The organism is Halomicrobium sp. HArcht3-1 (genome assembly GCF_058933345.1).
The window spans coordinates 262,338-280,280 of the sequence record NZ_JBZYDM010000003.1 but is presented as its reverse complement, the minus strand read 5'-3'; the positions used below and the strand labels follow the sequence as shown (position 1 = coordinate 280,280).

Annotated in this window: 18 protein-coding genes; 4 read left to right on the top strand and 14 right to left on the bottom strand. The window is 64.2% G+C overall.

Annotation, left to right across the window (positions count from 1 at the left end; all coding sequences use genetic code 11):
* Window positions 1-16: 16 nt before the first annotated feature.
* From AC5FRW_RS06685 to AC5FRW_RS06675, 3 genes are all read right to left on the bottom strand, one after another.
* Window positions 17-3,091 (bottom strand): FAD-binding and (Fe-S)-binding domain-containing protein, encoded by a 3,075-nt coding sequence (locus AC5FRW_RS06685; protein ID WP_493567658.1) that lies wholly within the window; start codon window positions 3,089-3,091, stop codon window positions 17-19.
* A gap of 86 nt (window positions 3,092-3,177) precedes the next feature.
* Entirely contained in the window at window positions 3,178-3,828 is a 651-nt protein-coding gene (locus AC5FRW_RS06680) for an RAD55 family ATPase (protein WP_493567657.1), read from the bottom strand.
* A gap of 13 nt (window positions 3,829-3,841) precedes the next feature.
* Window positions 3,842-4,426: a HalX domain-containing protein gene (locus AC5FRW_RS06675; RefSeq protein WP_493567656.1), complete on the bottom strand. Its 585-nt coding sequence runs from the start codon at window positions 4,424-4,426 to the stop codon at window positions 3,842-3,844.
* 238 nt (window positions 4,427-4,664) lie between these two features.
* On the opposite strand from AC5FRW_RS06675, the gene AC5FRW_RS06670 reads away from it, so the two are divergent.
* Window positions 4,665-5,240, top strand: coding sequence for an MBL fold metallo-hydrolase (locus AC5FRW_RS06670; RefSeq protein ID WP_493567655.1), 576 nt, complete (start codon window positions 4,665-4,667; stop codon window positions 5,238-5,240).
* Between the two features lie 98 nt (window positions 5,241-5,338).
* On the opposite strand, the gene AC5FRW_RS06665 is transcribed toward AC5FRW_RS06670, so the two are convergent.
* The 3 genes from AC5FRW_RS06665 to AC5FRW_RS06655 all read right to left on the bottom strand — a co-directional run bounded on the left by AC5FRW_RS06665 (window position 5,339) and on the right by AC5FRW_RS06655 (window position 7,843).
* The gene (locus tag AC5FRW_RS06665) at window positions 5,339-5,602 is read right to left on the bottom strand and encodes a DUF5827 family protein (protein WP_493567654.1); all 264 of its coding nucleotides are present in this window, start codon (window positions 5,600-5,602) and stop codon (window positions 5,339-5,341) included.
* Between the two features lie 109 nt (window positions 5,603-5,711).
* A complete protein-coding gene (gene sod, locus AC5FRW_RS06660; RefSeq protein ID WP_493567653.1) occupies window positions 5,712-6,323 on the bottom strand; it encodes a superoxide dismutase [Mn] in 612 nt (203 codons plus the stop codon).
* Between the two features lie 119 nt (window positions 6,324-6,442).
* Entirely contained in the window at window positions 6,443-7,843 is a 1,401-nt protein-coding gene (locus AC5FRW_RS06655; protein WP_493567652.1) for a cryptochrome/photolyase family protein, read from the bottom strand.
* Between the two features lie 101 nt (window positions 7,844-7,944).
* Between AC5FRW_RS06655 and AC5FRW_RS06650 the strand changes: the two genes are divergently transcribed.
* Window positions 7,945-8,736, top strand: coding sequence for an enoyl-CoA hydratase/isomerase family protein (locus AC5FRW_RS06650; RefSeq protein WP_493567651.1), 792 nt, complete (start codon window positions 7,945-7,947; stop codon window positions 8,734-8,736).
* 130 nt (window positions 8,737-8,866) lie between these two features.
* Entirely contained in the window at window positions 8,867-9,382 is a 516-nt protein-coding gene (locus AC5FRW_RS06645; protein ID WP_493567650.1) for an Lrp/AsnC family transcriptional regulator, read from the top strand.
* Window positions 9,383-9,388: 6 nt separating this feature from the next.
* Here the strand turns inward: AC5FRW_RS06645 and AC5FRW_RS06640 are convergent, their stop codons facing one another.
* Both AC5FRW_RS06640 and AC5FRW_RS06635 read right to left on the bottom strand, forming a co-directional pair.
* Window positions 9,389-9,670 carry a UPF0058 family protein gene (locus AC5FRW_RS06640; RefSeq protein ID WP_493567649.1) on the bottom strand — a complete coding sequence of 94 codons (282 nt, stop codon included), beginning with the start codon at window positions 9,668-9,670 and terminating at the stop codon, window positions 9,389-9,391.
* Window positions 9,671-9,755: 85 nt separating this feature from the next.
* Window positions 9,756-9,971, bottom strand: coding sequence for a ribbon-helix-helix domain-containing protein (locus AC5FRW_RS06635; RefSeq protein ID WP_493567648.1), 216 nt, complete (start codon window positions 9,969-9,971; stop codon window positions 9,756-9,758).
* Window positions 9,972-10,279: 308 nt separating this feature from the next.
* On the opposite strand from AC5FRW_RS06635, the gene menD reads away from it, so the two are divergent.
* Window positions 10,280-12,025: a 2-succinyl-5-enolpyruvyl-6-hydroxy-3-cyclohexene-1-carboxylic-acid synthase gene (gene menD, locus AC5FRW_RS06630; RefSeq protein WP_493567647.1), complete on the top strand. Its 1,746-nt coding sequence runs from the start codon at window positions 10,280-10,282 to the stop codon at window positions 12,023-12,025.
* Here the strand turns inward: menD and AC5FRW_RS06625 are convergent.
* The 6 genes from AC5FRW_RS06625 to AC5FRW_RS06600 all read right to left on the bottom strand — a co-directional run bounded on the left by AC5FRW_RS06625 (window position 12,022) and on the right by AC5FRW_RS06600 (window position 17,943).
* On the bottom strand, window positions 12,022-12,984 hold the full coding sequence (locus AC5FRW_RS06625; protein WP_493567646.1) for a J domain-containing protein: 963 nt from the start codon (window positions 12,982-12,984) through the stop codon (window positions 12,022-12,024). The two genes, menD and AC5FRW_RS06625, sit on opposite strands and share 4 nt — an antisense overlap.
* Window positions 12,985-13,146: 162 nt before the next feature.
* Window positions 13,147-14,157 (bottom strand): 3-oxoacyl-ACP synthase, encoded by a 1,011-nt coding sequence (locus AC5FRW_RS06620; protein ID WP_493567645.1) that lies wholly within the window; start codon window positions 14,155-14,157, stop codon window positions 13,147-13,149.
* Window positions 14,154-15,350, bottom strand: a complete 1,197-nt coding sequence (locus AC5FRW_RS06615; RefSeq protein WP_493567644.1) for a branched-chain amino acid ABC transporter permease — start codon at window positions 15,348-15,350, stop codon at window positions 14,154-14,156. Before AC5FRW_RS06615 ends, AC5FRW_RS06620 begins: the two co-directional genes overlap by 4 nt.
* A 67-nt stretch (window positions 15,351-15,417) precedes the next feature.
* Window positions 15,418-16,449 (bottom strand): branched-chain amino acid ABC transporter permease, encoded by a 1,032-nt coding sequence (locus AC5FRW_RS06610; protein WP_493567643.1) that lies wholly within the window; start codon window positions 16,447-16,449, stop codon window positions 15,418-15,420.
* Window positions 16,446-17,144 carry an ABC transporter ATP-binding protein gene (locus tag AC5FRW_RS06605; protein ID WP_493567642.1) on the bottom strand — a complete coding sequence of 233 codons (699 nt, stop codon included), beginning with the start codon at window positions 17,142-17,144 and terminating at the stop codon, window positions 16,446-16,448. The genes AC5FRW_RS06610 and AC5FRW_RS06605 overlap by 4 nt, the downstream gene beginning before the upstream one ends.
* A gap of 1 nt (window position 17,145) precedes the next feature.
* The gene (locus AC5FRW_RS06600) at window positions 17,146-17,943 is read right to left on the bottom strand and encodes an ABC transporter ATP-binding protein (protein ID WP_493567641.1); all 798 of its coding nucleotides are present in this window, start codon (window positions 17,941-17,943) and stop codon (window positions 17,146-17,148) included.

The following is a 17,943-nucleotide window of genomic DNA, read 5'->3' as shown; positions in this document are numbered from 1 at the left end:
GGTGTCGATGGATCGATCATCGGGATTCGATCGCCGCGGCGAGGCGTTCGACCGGGTGGGCCGGTGGGTCGTGCCCACGACGGTCGCCGAGTTGCGTTCGACAGGAGGCACCCGGTGCGACGACGCTGTCCCCGGCGCTGTCGGCGACCTGATCGAACAGAATGCGACCGATCGCCTGACTCATCGAGTAGTGTTCGGCCTCGTAGCCGAAGCTACCGGCCATGCCACAGCAGCCCGAATCGAGCGGGTCGACCTCGTAGCCCGCCCGGCGGAGGACACCGACCGCGTGGTGGTCGCGCGAGACGGCCTTCTGGTGACAGTGGCCGTGATAGGTCAGGCGCTCAGCACCCGCGTCCCAGTCGATTTCCTCGTCGAGGTCGAACCGATCGATGTACTCACACAGTCCGTAGGTGCTGTCGGCGACGGTCGCTGCGTCGGCTCCGAGCAGGTCTCGATAGTCCGACTGGACCATCACGGCGTCGGACGGTTCGACGAGGATCACGTCCCATCCGTCGGCGACTGGCGTGTCGAGGGCGTCGACGTTCGTCCGTGCGCGTTCGCGAGCCACGTCCAGAAAGCCCTTCGAGTGGGCGGCACGACCGCTGCTCGTGACGGCACCTGGTACGTCAACGTGGACGTTCGCCGCTTCGAGAACCTCGACGGCGGCCTGCAGCACCGCCGGATCGCTGTAGTTGTTGTACGTATCGGGGACGAGCAACACTCGTCGATCCGCCTCGGCCGCCGTGACTGTCGGGCCGCGTTCGGCGAACCAGTCTTCGAACGACTCCCGGTGGAAGGTCGGCACGGAGCGCTCGCTCGCGATACCGAGGAGTTTCTCGGCGAGCAGATCGCTACCGGGTGCCGCAGCGAGCCAGTTCGAGATCGGTGCCAGCCGACTCCCCCACGCGCTGAGGGTGTCGATGTTGGCAAAGAGTTTCGACCGGAGGCTGCTGCCGTGTTCTTGGTGGTGGGCGTGCTCGACCTCCGCTTTGAGTTTCGCCATGTCGACCTCGCTCGGGCAGTCTTTCGCACAGCCCTTGCAACCGATACAGAGGTCCATGATCTCGGCGACGAACTCCTCGTCGGTCGGGTCGTCGGGCAGGTCGCCGCTCATCGCCTGCCTGAGTGCGTTGGCACGACCCCGTGTCGCCGTCGACTCCTCGTCAGCGGCTCTGTAAGTCGGACACATCACGCTGCCGGTGGTCTCCTGTGGACCGCGACAGCCACCACAGCCGTGACACAGTTCGACCATCCCCTGAAAGCCGTTCTCGTTGTCCCAGTGCAGCGACGGCTCGAAGTCCATCTCGAAGTCGTAGTCGGGGTCAAAGCGGAGGTCGTCGGTCATGTTGACCGCTCGCGCCCGTGGGGGGACGCCATCCGGAATCGTTTCGTCGTCGGCGTAGCCACACACCTGCCCGGGATTGAGGAGCCAGTCGGGATCGAAGGCGGACTTGAGGTCTCGGAACTGCTCCCAGACATCCTGCCCGTACAGCTTTCGATTCCACTGGGTCCGGGCGCGGCCGTCGCCGTGTTCGCCCGAGACGCTGCCGCCGTACTCGATCACGAGATCGGTCGCACCGTCCGCGATGGCCGCCATCTGCTCGATGCCCTCGACGGTCTTCGTGTTGACGAGCGGTCTGATGTGGAGACAGCCCGGTCCCGCGTGGGCGTAGAAACTCGCGAACGTGTCCTGTTCGTCGAGGAGTGCCTGAAAGTCACTGACGTAGTCCGCGAGATTCTCCGGCGGGACGGCCGTGTCTTCGATGAAGCTGATGTGTTTCGCGTCTGAGGTCCGACCGAGCAGGATCGGCAGGCCGCTCTTGCGGAGTTTCCAGAACCGCTTTCGCTCGGTGTCGTCGTGGGCCTCCTGTCCGTGGAAGGCTTCGCGCGGTGCATCGGTCAGTGATTCTGCGTCGCCCTGTGGGACACCTGCCGTGGACACGTCGCCGACGCGGTCGGCAAGCAGGTCGGCGACCCGTTGCTTGCCCTGTGGGTCGTTGTCGGCGTAGAACTCGACGAGCAGGACGGCGGCCGTCTCCTCGGGCAGCAGCGACTCGACGAGCGTGCCGAACTCCTCGGTGTCGGCGGCCAGATCCAGCAACACGTCGTCGAGGACCTCGACAGCGGCGGGGTCGTGTTCGAGGATCGCCGGCACGTCCGCCATCGCGTCGACGAGGTCGTGATACGAGAGCAGCGCCAGCGCTTTGGTCTCGGGGACTGCCTCAAGCGAGACCGTCGCCTCCGTGACGATGGCGAGGGTCCCCTCGCTGCCGGCGAGTAGGCGGGCGAGATTGATCGAGCCGTCTTCGGCGTCCGCGACGAGTCGGTCGAGATTGTAGCCAGAGACGTTGCGCTTCAGATCGGGAAAGGCGTCTTCGACCGCAGGTGTGCCCTCGTCGAGCAGGTCGTCGACCGCGGCGTAGATCCGGCCTTCCAGTCCCGCCCGCTCCGCTCGCTCCCTGATCTCGGCGCGTGTCACCTCGCCAAAGGTCGTCACCGTGCCGTCGGCGAGGACGACTTCACACTCCTCGACGTAGGCGTCCGTCTTGCCGTACTTCAGTGAGTGTGCGCCCGTTGAGTTGTTACCGATCGCACCGCCAAGCACACTCTTGTCGCCCCACGCCGGGTCCGGGGCGAACTTGAGATCGAACTCGGCGAGTGCGTCGTTGAGTTCCCCGAGCGTCGTCCCGACCTGTGCACGCGCCCGTCGCTCGTCTGGATCGATCGATCGCAGTTCGTCCATGAACCGCGAGAAATCGAGGACAACGGCCTCGTTGACCGACTGACCGGCGAGGCTCGTCCCACCACCGCGTGGCAGGACTGGCGTCCCTCGGTCGGCACAGTAGGAGACGACTGTCGCCACGTCGGCCGTGGATTTCGGAAAGACGACTCCGATCGGCGTCACCTCGTAGGCGCTGGCGTCGGTCGCGTAGAGCTGGCGGGTGTACTCGTCGAATCGGACCGTTCCTTCGATGCGCTCGGTCAGATCGGACACGAACGCGGGGCGCTCGACCGTGCCACCTTCGTAGTCGTACTCGGCGCGGTCGTCGTCGGCCGGGTCCGACCCAACTATCTCGTGACGTGTGCCCATAGCGATGGCTTCGGACGGGGTCCGATTAAAGTTCCGGGCTTGGATACCGTCGACACGAACGAAGAAGCGACGTGGCCGTGTTCCGCCTACAGCTCTTTCCAGTCGCTGGGCTGGCTGGACAGGCCCATGACGCGGGCCTCACGGAGACCGTCGGTCTCGCGGAACTCGACGAGACCGTCGAAGGCCTGTTTGATGACCTGTAACGTCTGGTCGTCGTGTGCCCCCGAGTCGATGGTGAACACACCGATGTAGCCTGCTGAATCGAGGCGAGACGAGAGGATATGACAGAGCTTGAACACCGTCTTCTTGTCGGTGTAGGTGAGCATCGTCGACAGCGAGACCAGCGCCAGTCGACCCTTATCTCGACCGCTCTTGTGGAGTCCATCGAGTGCCTTGGTGATCCCGATCCCGATGCCCGTCAGATCACCCGGCGAACTCACGTGGTGGGTGTACGCGCTGCTCTGTTGTCCGTCGCCGCTGTCTCCGCGACAGTCGACGACCCCCAGTTGTGAGTCTTCCATCGACGGCACGTCCGTCTTGAACTCGTCGACGATCGCCGATGCTTGATCGTTCGTCGTTACGACGACGGCACCCTCTCCCTCTCTGGCCCCTGCCTTGAGTACGTCCTTGGCGAGGGCCTCCTTGCCACTCATCGCCGGTCCTGCGATGAGCAGGCTCGTTCCAGGGCGGACCGAGGTTAACGCTTCGAAGTCGAGTACGGTTGACAGATCGTACATATTCCCTGACAGATTATTCGTCTTCACCATTGCTGAGGCCACGCAGTGTTGCGATAAAGTCGGCATCGTCGCCGATACCGCCGAGCGAATCGGATAACTCGTCTTGCAGTTCGGCTATCTCGCTTTTAAGCGCATCGTATTCCTCGCTCTCTTCGAGTTCGGCGCTGCTCTTGCTGGCTTCGAGTGTCGCCTGTTTTTCGACGAGCGAGTAGTACTCTTGCAGGAGTGAATCGTACTCGGATCGTTCGAGAAGGTTCTCGACCGTCTCGTGGAGTTGTTCGCTCCTGATCGGCTTCGAGAGATACGCGTCGAATCCCATCTCGAGAATGTCGAAGTCGGGTTCGACTGCCGTCACCATCGAGACTCGACACCCCAGATCACGCTTTCGAATCCGTTCGAGTACCTCGTCGCCCGACAGGCCGGGCATCATGCGATCTAGCAACACCACGTCGACAGATTCATCAAGGAGCGTTAGCCCTTCGTCGCCGTCGTGTGCCATCCGAACTTCGTAATCGTTGCGGAGCCACAGTTTGTATGTTTCCGCGACGTCCGGTTCGTCCTCGACGATGAGCACGACGGGTCGATCCGATGCTGACATCTATTCTCTACACAACGTTACTTTTTCATCATACATAGCCCTGTGGGTATTCCGGGCAGAGCCACTTCCTGCGATTCGATGCCCGGATGCCACGTGGGCCGTGACTGATACGGAACGTTGTCGTTGCGTACCGGTGAGGGTCTCTCCCGTGACGACGCTCACCGGTCAATCGCTACAACCGTCCGTATGACGCGTGAGATCAGTACGTACATGTTCGTCGCGATACGACCGATGGCACATGATCCAGAACCTCGCCCCTGACGACGGGACCTTCACGAGCAACGTCTTTCTCGTCGAGGGTGACGTGACGACGCTGGTCGATGTCGGCAACGACTTCGACGTGGTCACAGCAGTGCGAGAGCACGTCCCAGAGATCGATCAGGTCGTGCTCACTCACACGCATCCAGACCACGTCGGAACGCTCGATTCGGTTCGAACGGCGTTCGACGTGCCAGTCGTGGGCTTCGACGGCGCGTTCCCGGGCGTCGACGACGAACTCGCCGACGAGGGGACGATCCAGATCGGCGACGACGAGTACGTCGCGCTCCACACGCCGGGCCACAAAGACGATCATCTCTGTCTGTACTCGACCGAGGCGGGCGTCCTCTTCGCTGGTGATCTCGTGTTCGCGAACGGGAGTTTCGGCCGGACCGATCTCGAAGAAGGTGACCGCGGCGTGCTGATCGAGAGCATCGACCGGGTTCTCTCGACTGTCGACGACGATCTGGCCGAGATGCACACCGGGCACGGCCCGAGCGTGACGGACGATCCGTACGGGCACATCGAACTCGCGTCACAGGCAGCGCGGTTCTAGCAGTTTCAGGTGGCCGTCTCATACGGATTGTTGTAGATGCATTCGACCGTCGCCGAGAGGGCGAGACGATCACCGGTACGTCGCTACACTAATCCGGATCAGGCCAAGCCGTAGTAGCCCGGTTCGTCCTCCGCCGCTGGCTCCGCGAAGACGAACGACTCCGAGTGTTTGAGCAACCACGGGATCGCCCAGTCCATCAGGACGTTTTCGGTCTCGACATCCAGTTCGGCGTCGGCCTCCAGTCCCTGCAGGAGGCGACCGATCTCGTAAATCGTGTACATCTCGTCGTCGTCGAGCACTTCGCTCGGCATCCGAAACTCCAGTGCTCGAAGGTCCTCGAAATCGTCTTTCGGTCGTGGCATGCCCGTCGATTGTTCGGCTCGGTGCCTAAACCCCTCGAAACGTGATCGGGCGTGACAGGCGTCGCCACTGATCGGCGAGCGGCGAAAGAAATGACGAAGTGTTGGAGCCTTATTCGAAGTGACCGACCGCGGTCTCGTACTGCGATGCGACTTCGTCCCAGTCGACGACCTCGAAGAAGGCGTCGATGAAGCTGCCACGGTCCGGGCCGTAGTCGTAGTAGTACGAGTGCTCCCAGACGTCGAGCGCGAGGACGGGGTGTGCGCCCCAGAGTGCGCCCTGGTCGTGCTTGTCGACCGCGACGTTGCGGAGTTGTTTGGCGACCGGGTCGTAGACGAGCAGCGCCCAGCCACCGGCGGCCGAGGCGGCTGCCTCGAACTCGCCTTTCCAGCCCTCGTAGGAACCGAAGTCTTCGGCGATACGGTCGGCGAGAGCCCCGGACGGCTCGCCACCGCCGTTGGGATCCATGTTCTCCCAGAACAGCGTGTGGAGATAGTGCCCACAGCCGTTGTGCGTAACGTTGCCGAGCGCGCCGGCCGACGAGCCAAAGTCGCCCGACTCGCGGTTCTCGGCCAGCGTCTCCTCGGCGGCTTCAAGCCCGTTGACGTACCCTTGATGATGGGTGTCGTGGTGCCAGGTCAGCACCTGCTCGGAGATGTGTGGCTCCAGTGCGTCGTAGTCGTACGGAAGCGGCGGCAGTTCAGGATTTGAATGTTCGGACATGGGATATCTCCTCCATTCTGAGGGTGGGGCGGGCGACTGTTAAACGTTTAGGAGCCGTATGATACCATTCCACAAGGATGTGGCGTCGAGCGGTCTCGCCTGCCCAGCACTCGGGTCGCTCAACTCTCGCCGCGGGCGGTCTCGAACATCGACAGTGCTTGCTCTCGTCGTTCCCCGTGGTCGACGATCGGATCGGGATAGTCGGGTGCAGCGCTGCGTCGCTGCGTGATCGACAGTTCGTGCCAGTCGTGGATCACCTCGGGATCGACGCCGTCTAGCTCGGGGACGTACGTCTTGATGTACTCGGCGTCGGGATCGTAGCGTTCGCCCTGTGACATCGGATTGAAGATCCGGAAGTACGGCTGGGCGTCGGTCCCGGTCGAGGCAGCCCACTGCCAGCCGCCGTTGTCGTTTGCCGTGTCGTGGTCGACGAGTCGCTGCTTGAACCACTCGTACCCCTCGCGCCAGTCGATCAGCAGGTCCTTCGTGAGGAACGAGGCGACGATCATGCGCACGCGATTGTGCATGAACCCCTCCTCGCGAAGCTGTCGCATCCCGGCGTCGACGATGGGATACCCCGTCTCGCCGTCCTTCCACGCCTGTAGTGCCTCGGGGTCGTCGCGCCACTGGATCGGGTTCGCGTAGGTCTTGTAGTTCTCCGTGACGACCGAGCGATTGGCGTAGAGCACCTGCGTGTAGAACTCGCGCCACGCGAGCTGTGACTGGAACTCCTCGACGGACTCTCGGGCCAGATCGTCGGCGGCGTCCCGTGCGGCGTCTGCGGTTCGCTCGTACACCTCCCGAATGCCGATCGTTCCGAACTTCAGGTGGGCGGAGAGCCGTGAGGTACACTCCTCTGCAGGGTAGTCCCGGTCGTCCTCGTACCGGTAGATGGCTTCCTCGCAGAACGCATCGAGCAGGTCCCGGGCGGCGTCCGTACTGGCGGGTGGGATCGTCGCCGATGGTTCCTCGAACCCGAGGTCCGTGATCGTCGGCAGCGGATCGCCCGTCACGTCGGCGAGTGCATCCTGAGTGGGTTCGTCGTACGGGTCGTCTTTCTCCCGGTCCTGCCACTTGCGGCCGAAGTAGGTGAACACGGCGTAGGGGTCGCCGTCGTTGGTCGTGATCTCGCCGGGCCGGTGTAACACGCTATCGACGACGGCTTCGCGTGCCACGTCGCTGTCGTCGAGCGCCTGCCGGACCGCCATATCCCGCTCGATGCCCAGTCCCGAGTAGGCTTCACCCCACGTCACGGCGTCGGCGTCGTACTCGTCGGCCAGGTCGGGCAGGACCGCCGTCGGATCACCGCGCGTGACCACGAGGTCGCTGCCGTTGGCGCGATACCACTCCCTGAGCGAGGCGAGCGCGTCGAGCATGAACGCCACGCGCGGGGGGGCTGCGTGCGCGAGGATGTCGTCGTCGAAGACGAAGACGGGGACGACGGTGTCGTCGGCCGTCGCTGTGGCAAGCCCCGCGTTGTCGGCTGCTCGGAGGTCTCGACGGTGCCAGTGGATGCGCATACGATATCGTCTCGTTCCGTCTACGTCAATGGACGCCCTACACTGTTGTGCGACGGTGCGCTGACCAACGCTTTTGGTGATCCTCGCCCTCGGTTGGGAGCATGACTGATCGACAGGTACTCGTCGACATCGACGACGAGGTCGCACGGATCACGCTGAACCGACCCGACGCGCGTAACGCAATCTCTGCACCCGCCGCCGACGAACTGGTCGCCGCCATCGACACCGCCGAGGACAGTGCGGCCCGCTGTGTCGTCATCCAGAGCGAGGGCGACGCGTTCTGTGCCGGCGGCGACGTCCACGCGATGCTCGAAAGCATCGAACAGGACGTACGACCGGCCGAGCGCGTCGAACTCGTCGTCGGCGCGGTCAATCGTGCGATCCGCCGTGTCTACGAGTGTCGCTTGCCGACCGTCGCAAAGATCGACGGGGCGGCGTTCGGTGCCGGTGCCGGTCTCGCCATCGCCTGCGACCTCCAGCTTGCCAGTCCGGCCGCGAAGATCAGCTTCGGGTTCCGGCGTGTCGGGCTGGCCATCGACTCCGGCGTCTCACACATCCTCCCGCGGCTCGTGGGGCTAAACACGGCCAAAGAACTGGTCTTCACCGGTGAACTGATCGACGCCGACCGCGCCCGCGATCTGGGGCTGTTCACGCGCGTGTTCGAAGCAGCGTCGTTCGACGCCGGCGTCGACAACATGGTCGCAACGATCGCCACTGGACCGACCGTCGCACTCTCGGCGTCGAAGCGACTGCTCAACCACCAATCGGACTCGTTCGACGGCGCGACCGCTCGGGAGGCCAACGCGCAGGGGGTCGCCTTCGGGACGGCAGACCACGAGGAAGGCGCGGCCGCGTTCGTCGACGGCCGCGAACCTGCCTTCGAAGGGCGATAGCTCTCGGAAACGCGCCAGCGAGCGGACTGACGCGACGGATCCGGTCACGTCAGTGCGGTGTTAAACTGCCGTTCCTGTTCAGTTACCAATGGATGGGAACACACAAGACGGATAGACGACAACTACGCCTATGGCAACGGACGAGTCCCCGGACTGGGATTTCAAGGAGCGCGACGTACTGATCCTGCGGGAACTCTCGGACGACCCGCAGCTTTCCTCGCGCGAACTGGCAGAGCTACTCGAAGAGAAGCACGACATCTCCGTCTCACACGTCACGGTCAGCGAATCGATCCGCAAGATGCGTCAACACGGTGTGTTCCGTGAGGCCATCGTCCCCAACGAGGAGTACTTCAACTTCGCACTGTTCGAGTTCAAATTCAATCCCGAACACTTCGAGGACGGGTGGCGCGATGCGATGGAGACGATCCGCGACGACAGGCACACGATGTTTTACTTCCTGTCGGACGGCGAGTACCAGTGGAAGTCCGTGATGATGTTCCAGAGCCGAAAGGCAGAGTCACGCTGGATTCACGATTTCTACAAAGAACACGGTAGCGTCGTCCAGAACATCCGAAACTCGGTGATCCACAACGTCTTGAAGTTCCGAACAGATCCAGAGATGTTCACCGAACTCGAACGCGAGTAGCCCCGATCACAGCTTGCTTTCGGCGTCTTCGGCCAGTTCCTTCATCCGCTTGCCGACTCGGCCCGCGTCGGAGAACTCGTCTTCACTCATCGCGGTGGCGAGTGAGTTCCCGAGCACGAAGACGGCGTGTTTGTGTTCGCTCTTGGATTTGTGAACGTCCGACGGGCGAACGTCGAGTTCGCCGTAGGCGTCGAACAGTTCGGCGTCGACACTGTCCATCTCGTCACGGAAGAACCGCATGATGGTCACCATCTGTTCGTGGAGTTCAAGCAGTTCGTCTTTGTGCATCTTGGCACTAGTAGGGGGTGCCAATAGTATAAGAATTGCTTGTGAACGGCTACCAGATCGCTGATTCGTCGTCTGAGCGTGTGCGCTAGAAGACGTACTCGTCGTCGTGGCCCATCATCCCGTCGTCTTCGAGACCGGGTTCGTCCTCCTCGTCCATCGGCCCGCTCGTCTTGTAGGCCTTCAGACCAGTCGAGAGGAGGTCCTCGATCGCTTCCTCGCGGTTGAGGAACTCGCCGGCTTCGACGAGCTGTGCGATCTGCATCTCGAGATGTTCCGGGATCGTTATCTCTACCTGTGGCATCGGAACGTACGACGGTTCGATAGACCCTCATATAAATCTGGCGGGGACAGTTGCCGAACTTGATAAAATAAACATTGAATCGAGAAAGACACATTTGTGTTTTAGAAGGTATTCCATCAGTTTCGTAAAAACAGCTATCTGGTGTGTCGATGACGCCGGCTACCGCTCCGTGAACAGGGACGGCAGGGATCGGTTCCTGCCAGCGAGAGGGCGTCGATAGTCACTCTCAAGCGTCGCCCAGCCATAGCCTGCGCTATGAGCGACGCCGGTCGATTGCTGATCACGCAGCGAACTGGAGTGACAACCTCGTGACGGACCCAAACGAGAACACTCTCTGGGGCCGTGCCATCGTCGAGGAGCTGGTGGCCTGCGGAATCGATGCCGTCTGTGTCGCCCCCGGAAGCCGATCGACGCCCCTGACGGTCGCGGTCGCACAGCATCCCGAGATACGCGTCTACTCACATCTGGACGAACGGTCGGCCGCGTACTTCGCGCTCGGTCGGGCGCGCCGGACCGGGAGACCGACGCCGCTGATCTGCACGTCGGGGACCGCAGCGGCGAACTTCCACCCGGCGGTCATCGAGGCCAGCCAGTCCCGGGTGCCAATGGTCCTCCTGACGGCAGATAGACCGCGGGAACTGCAGGACAGCGGGGCGAACCAGACCATCGATCAAGAGAAGCTCTACGGCGATGCCGTCCGGCAGTACCGCACACTGCCCGAACCGGCCCCCGAACCGCGACGCCTCCGCTCGCTACGGACGACGATCTGTCGGTCGGTCACGACGGCGACCGGTACCCCGCCCGGTCCCGTCCACCTGAACGTCCCGATGTCGAAACCGCTGGAGCCAACCCCCGTCGACGGGGCGGTCCCCGACGACCTCGCCGAGCGCGATCCGACCGCCGTCGAGGGACGCGACGGACCGATGGTGCGAACGGCTCGCGGAACCCTCACACCCGACGAGCGGACCGTCACACAGTTGGCGGACACGCTCTCGACACACGAGCGGGGACTGATCGTCACGGGTCCAGCGAACTCCCCGGTCCCGAACCGCGAATCACTGGCGTCGCTCAGTGACGCGACCGGCTTTCCCGTGCTGGCCGATCCACTCTCGGGGCACCGCTTCGGCGAGCACGTCGCCGACCGCCCGATCTGTGGTGGCTACGACTCCTATCTCGCTGCCGAAGGATGGCCTGCGCCCGATGTCGTGATTCGCTTCGGTGCCTCGCCGACCTCGAAGACGCTTCGGCACTGGCTCCGCGATTCGGGGGCGCGACAGTTCGTCGTCGATCCGGCCGGCGAGTGGCGGGAAGCCGAGTTCCACGCCACCGACCTGCTCGTCGCCGATCCGACGGCGCTTGCGACCGCCGTCGCAGGGCGGCTTGACGAATCGCGGACGGCCTGGACCGAGCGATTCACCGACGCGGAGCGACGGTACTGGGACCTCGTCGAGGACGCCGCCGCCGAACAGTTCTTCGAGGGTCTCGTCGCCGCGACGGTGGCCGAGTCGCTCCCCAATCGGGCGACGCTGTTCGTCTCCAACAGCATGCCGGTCCGCGATCTGGACCGCTTTGGCCGCCCCCGCGAGACCGACGTACGCGTGTTCGGGAACCGCGGTGCCAGCGGCATCGACGGCATCACCTCGACGGCACTGGGGGCTGCCAGTGGGACCGACGACCCGCTCGTTCTCCTGACGGGTGATCTGGCCTACTACCACGACATGAACGGACTGCTGGCGGTCGGGCGCTGTGACGTGGACGCGACCATCGTGCTGGTCAACAACGACGGCGGCGGCATCTTCCACAAGCTTCCGATCGAGTCGTTCGATCCGCCCTTCACCGAGCAGTTCCGTACACCGCACGGACTGGACTTCGAACCGACCAGCGCGCTGTACGATCTGGAATACGACCGGGTCGGGGATCGAGAGACACTGGCCGACGCCGTCGCGTCGTCGGTCGACAGCGACGGGACACAGCTCATCGAGTGTCAGTTCGACAGCGAGGCGAGCCACCGCTCCCGTGAACGGCTCCACGACCGCGTTTGTCAGCGGCTCTAGAGCCTGAGAATCCACAGCGTCAACAGCGAGAAGCCAAACGGGAACCACGCGCCCGCGAGCGCGAGCAACACGACTGGATTAGCCGGATCGGCCCGAACGAACAGCAGTCCAAGCGGGACGAGCAGGCTCCACGCCCCGAACACGAGCACACCGACCGACGGCTGGGACTGGAGATAGCCGATCAAAAAGAGCGTACACAGGCCGACGGTGACGTTGACCACCAGGTGGAACGCGGGATACACTGTCGAGAACAGCATCACCGGATAGAGGAAGAAGGTGAGCACGAGCAGTGACAGCGAGGTGTCGGAGAACAACAGCCGAAGCGGGTGGGTGCCCGGATCGACCTCGTTGCGGACGTTGTACTCCGTGCTGGCGCTCCAGGCGCCCGCGTCGTAGATCTGTTCGCGCCGATTCCGATCCCGTGTCGACCGTGTTCCACCTGTGCCCACAGTCGTGCCCGTGGTGCGATTCGATCCGGTCGCACTGGTGCTAGACTGACTGGCCGTCCGGGACGCGTTCCGGGCCTGCCCCGACCGGGTTCGTTCCCGCCGGACGCGTTCACTCGCAGCCTGCTCGCGTCGGCGCCGCTCGGAGGCCCCTGCGTTCGTGCCCGCGGCCGTCGACTCACTGGGACCACTCGATTCCTCGTCACCCCAGCCCGCCGCCCGCGCCGCTCGGGATGCTGCACCGCCGGTCGAATCGTCGTCGACGGACTCGTCGTCCGAACTGTCCGCTGAACCGACGTAGGCAGCGTGACCGAGGCGGTCGTATCGCGCACGCTCTTGTTCGTCTGCGAGGACGTTCCGGGCCTCGATGACTCGCTGGGTCGCCTCGTCGGCGTCTTCCGCATCGTTGTGGTCTGGATGAGTCTCTTTGATTCGCTCGCGGTAGGCGTCCTCGATGTCACTCGCCGTCGCGTCGGGATCGACACCGAGGACATCGTAGAACGTCTCTGTCATCGAGCGAACACGCTTGTCTAATATCGTAAAGAAACGATATTAACGCTTGTGTCGTGAGGAACCGCGACCGGGAAGGCGTGGGCTACTAGTCACGGCCGACGGACGGTCACACCGGGTCTGTTCGATTCGAATCCGCGAGATTGAACGGCGACGAGTCGCCCGTTATCGCCACTCCAGAACCGTCGCTGCCCACGTGTAGCCCGTGCCGGCGGCCAGAAAGAGGATCACGTCGCCGGCACCGAGCCAGCCACGTTCGCGGGCCTCGCTCGTCGCGATGGCCTGATCGACGCTCTGGACGTGCCCGTACTCGTCGAGATACAGGTGCTGGCACTCCCCGAGGCCAAACTGGTCACAGAGGTGGTCGTGGAACGACCGCTTCATGTGGGTGATCGCAGCGAAATCGACCGCCTCGCGGTCGTAGCCAGAGCGTTCGAGGGCGTCGTCGGCGACGGAGAGGAAGTTGGGGAGACTCACCTCGGCCAGGCGGGCTTTCATCGATTCGTGATCGGGCACGCGAAGCGAGTGCATCCCGCGCTCGACGGTCGATACAGATGGTGAGTGTTCGGTGCCGCCCGCCGGAACGATCACGTCACGCGAGAAACTGCCATCGGTGATGGCGGCACTCTCGCGGACCGTCGCCAGTGCCCGGTCGTCGGCATCGGCTTCCAGTATCATCGCGCTCGCGCCGCTCCCGAAGTTGAACATGAAGGAGGTGTCGGGGTCGTCGTAGTCGACCAGATCCTCCTCACGGCTCGCACTCACGAGCAGCGCATGCTCGACGCTGTCGGCCTCGATCTGTGCCGTCGTCTCTCGCAGGGCGAGCGGTGCCCCGGCACAGAGGGCGTAGCTCTCGCCGGCGTAGGCGCTCGTGGCCCCGATTCGGTCGGCAACGTCGGCGGCGAGACTCCAGACGACGTGGTCTTTCAGTTCACTCCCGTGATAGCGCACCAGATCGATGGTCTCGGGATCGATGCCGGCGTCGTCGAGTGCCTCCGTCGCCGCCGCGACACAGAGATCGCTCGGCTGTTCGTCGTCGCCCGCGACGTGCTTCTGTCGGACGCCCATCTTCTCGGTCACGACGGATTCGGGGATGCCCGACCGCTCTGCGATCTCGGTGCCGCTGATGGTCTCCTCGGGGAGCGCAAGTCCGAGGCCGGTGAGGTGTACCGTCATCGCTCACCCCAGAGCCGTTCCGGCAAGCGGTTTGCGACCGGGCCACCGAGGCGGTCCCGGACCGTCCCGACGAGACCGTCGGGGACGTACAGCACGAACAGGACGAAGACGATACCGACGTAGAGGCTGGCGTGGCCGTTCAGCGCGGCCGTGATGAACCCCTCGACGGTGAGTCCGCCGTACAGTTCCGTCCCCAGAAAGCCCTCGCTCAGCGTCGATTCGAGGTAGGGAAGGAGACCGCCGCCCTGCCCCTGCTTCGAGAGGAACTCGCGGACGGACTCGTCGAACAGGTGGCCCCAGAGCGGACCGGCCAGCGTGCCGAAGCCACCGATGATACTCGCGAGCAGCGCGTCACCACTTGTCAGGAAGTAGAAGCCGGTCTCCGGGGTCACAGAGCGCTTGAAGCCGGCGAGTAGGCCGCCACCGACGCCCCCGAAGAAGCCACTGATGGCGAACGCGCCCAGTTTGTAGCGGAACGTGTCGTAGCCGATGGCCTCCGCTCGCTCCTCGTTCTCCCGGATCGCGATCATCACGCGGCCAAAGGGAGAGTGGACGATCCGCTGCATCGCCAGATAGCACAGGAGGACGACCACGCCGACGGCGTAGAACGACACCGTCGTCGTACCGAGCGTATGGCCGAGTAGCGTCAGTGTATCGCCGGTCAGCGTCCCGAGTGTGACCGTCAGTTGATCGACGAAGGGAACGCCGAGTTCGAACCCACGCGCGCCACTGAGAGCGATCCCATCGCGGGGGTTCGTGCTGACGTAGTCCCAGTCACGGACGAACACGTACAGCACCTGCGCGACCCCGAGCGTGATCATCGCGAAGTAGACGCCGGTCAGGCGAAAGGAGACCAATCCGATGGCGACAGCCAGCAGCGTCGCGAGGACGGCCCCGATCAGAAGCGCGGCGACGAAGGGAGTTTCGGCCGCGAGGAATGGGACCTTGCCGTTTGCGATCAGGAGGACCGTGTACGCGCCGGTGCCGTAGAAGGCGGCGTGGCCGAAGGAGAGATACCCCGTGTAGCCACTGATGAAGTCGAACGACATCGCAAAGAGCGCGAAGTAAAGCACCGCGACCATCGTCTCCATGCGGGGCAACAGCGCGACTGTCTCGCTGGACAGCCCCGACTGGGCGAGAAGGTGATAGACGCCGGGATAGGCAGCTAACAGGGCGATCACGACCAGATACACCTGCTGGCGCTGGACCGACTCGATCGGCCAGCTCGTCTGCAGGCGCTGCCTGATCTCGGTCGCGGAGCTAATGGCCGCCCACCTCCTCGACGCCGTAGATTCCCTGTGGACGCACGATCAGCGCCACGACGAGGATGAGGAAGATGGCGACCTCGGGGAGCCACGTCCACGTGACGACGACGTTCTGGAACCACCACGTCGTCGTCGCGTCGACCAGCCCGACGATCAGGCCCCCGACCACGGTGCCCCGGAACGTGCCGAGACCGCCGATGATGACGACGACGAACGCCGGCAGCAGTGCGTCGGCGGCCAGCGGGACGCTCGCGCCCCAGACCTGATCCCACATCAGGAGCGTGCCGGCGATGCCTGCGATGCCGGCACCGAGTGCAAACACCACGGTGAAGACCCGGCGCACGTCGATGCCCAGCGCTTCCGCCATCTCGCTGTCCTCGCTGCCGGCCCGGATGAACAGGCCGTAGCGCGTGCGCGTGAGGAAGCCCCAGATGGCTGCGACGGTGAGCACGCCCAGCAGTATCTCGAAGAGTGCCAGTCCGCGGACCGAAACAGGCCCGAGCGAGTGGCTGGTGTCGAGGAAGGCCGGGATGGTCCCGAGCGCTTCCTGCCACTCGGCGATGGGCTGGAGACCGTAGAACTGGACGATAATGCGCACCAGTTCTTCGAGGATCAGCGTCACCCCGAAGGTCAGCAGGATCTGGTAGATCGGTGCCCGATCGTACAGCGGTCGGATCAGTGCGATCTCGATCGACCCGCCAAGCGCCGCCAGCAGGCCGAAGACGACCGCCATCGCCACGAAAAAGAGGGCGAGGCGTGCCCACGGGCCGGTTCCCTGCGCGACCGTCAGCACCATCACGACGCCGCCCAGATACGCGCCGATCATCGTCAGCGCGCCGTGGGCGAAGTTCAACACGCCCAGTAGTCCGAAGATGAGCGTCAGCCCCGCGGCGATCATGATGTAGATGGCCGACTTCGAGAGCCCACGGACGAAGACTTCCACGAGTACGTCCGGCTGGACGAACTCGATCAGCCCGTCGACGAAGCCCGTCTGGAGGAGCAGGAGAGAGTCGAGGACGGTCGTCATGCGGACAGATACCTCCTGAGCCGTTCGTCGTCGGCAGACACCCCGTCCGCGTCGCCGTCGTCGACGACACGGCCGTTGTCCAGCACGTAGAAGCGGTCGGCCAGATCCAGCGCCAGCGGGAGGTTCTGCTCGACCAGCAACATCGTCGTCTCGCTGGCCGCCGCCGCCAGCGCATCGGCAACGTCGGCGACGATCTGGGGGGCAAGTCCCTCACTCGGTTCGTCGACGAGCAGGAGATCGTTGTCACCGACCAGCCCGCGCCCGAGCGCGAGCATCTGCTGTTGCCCCCCGGACAGTGTCCCGGCGTCCTGCGCACGTCGCTCGTCCAGGATCGGGAACGTCTCGAAGGCGACCGACAGCGCGTCGGCAACGTCGCCGCCCTCGGGGACCGACACCCGGAGGTTCTCCTCGACGGTGAGCTGTGAGAAGATCCGCCGTTCCTCGGGAATCCAGCCCACGCCCATCTCGGCGACCTCGTGGGTTCGCAGGCCGACGAGTTCGGTGCCGTCGTAGCGAACGCTCCCCGAACGGGGTGGCGTCAACTGAAGGATCGACCGGAGCGTGGTCGTCTTGCCGACGCCGTTGCGTCCCATCAGCGCGACGACTTCGCCACGGTCGACCGACAGCGAGACGCCTTCGAGGATGTGGCTCTCGCCGTAGAAGCTCTGGATGTCCTCGACATCGAGCAGGGCCACGTCAGGCCACCCCCGCCGTCGAGTCGGTGTCCGGTTCGTCGTCGAGGTCGCCCGTCTCGTACCCGCCGAGATACGCCTCCTGCACGTCGGGATCGGCTCGGACGGCCGCTGGCTCGCCGTCGGCGATCACCGACCCCTGATTGAGCACGACCACGCGGTCCGACACCTCCATCACGATGTCCATGTTGTGCTCGACCAGCAGGACGGCGTGGTCCTCGGCCACGTCCTCGATCAGCGCGATGATGTCGTCGACGCTCTCGGAACTCACCCCGGCGTTGGGTTCGTCCAGCAGGAGGACGTCGGGATCGCCAGCCAGTGCGATCGCGACCTCTAGCTGGCGGCCCGCCCCGTGGCTGAGGTTTCGAGCCAGATCGTCGGCCCGGTCGGCGAGACCGACCCTGTCGAGGATCGACCGCGCTGCCGCCAGATCCGACTCGTAATCGTCGGCCGTCCGCCAGAACGTCGCCGCGTGGTCGCTGTGGGCCTGCACGGCGACGCGGACGTTCTCAAGGACCGTCGAGGTCGGGAAGACGTTCGTGATCTGGTAGGACCGGTGAACTCCGAGTCCAGCGATCTCGTCGGGCGGTCTGCTGGTCAGATCGATCCACTCGCCGTCTCGCTGTAGTTCGACCCGGCCGCTGGTCGGCTCCTGTGCGCCGGTCAGCAGGTCGAAGAACGTCGTCTTGCCCGCGCCGTTGGGACCGATGAGCGAGCAGAGTTCGTCTTGGAGTTCGAAGTCGACCTCGTCGACCGCAGTGATACCACCGTACCGTTTCGTAAGCCCCCGCGTTCTGAGCAT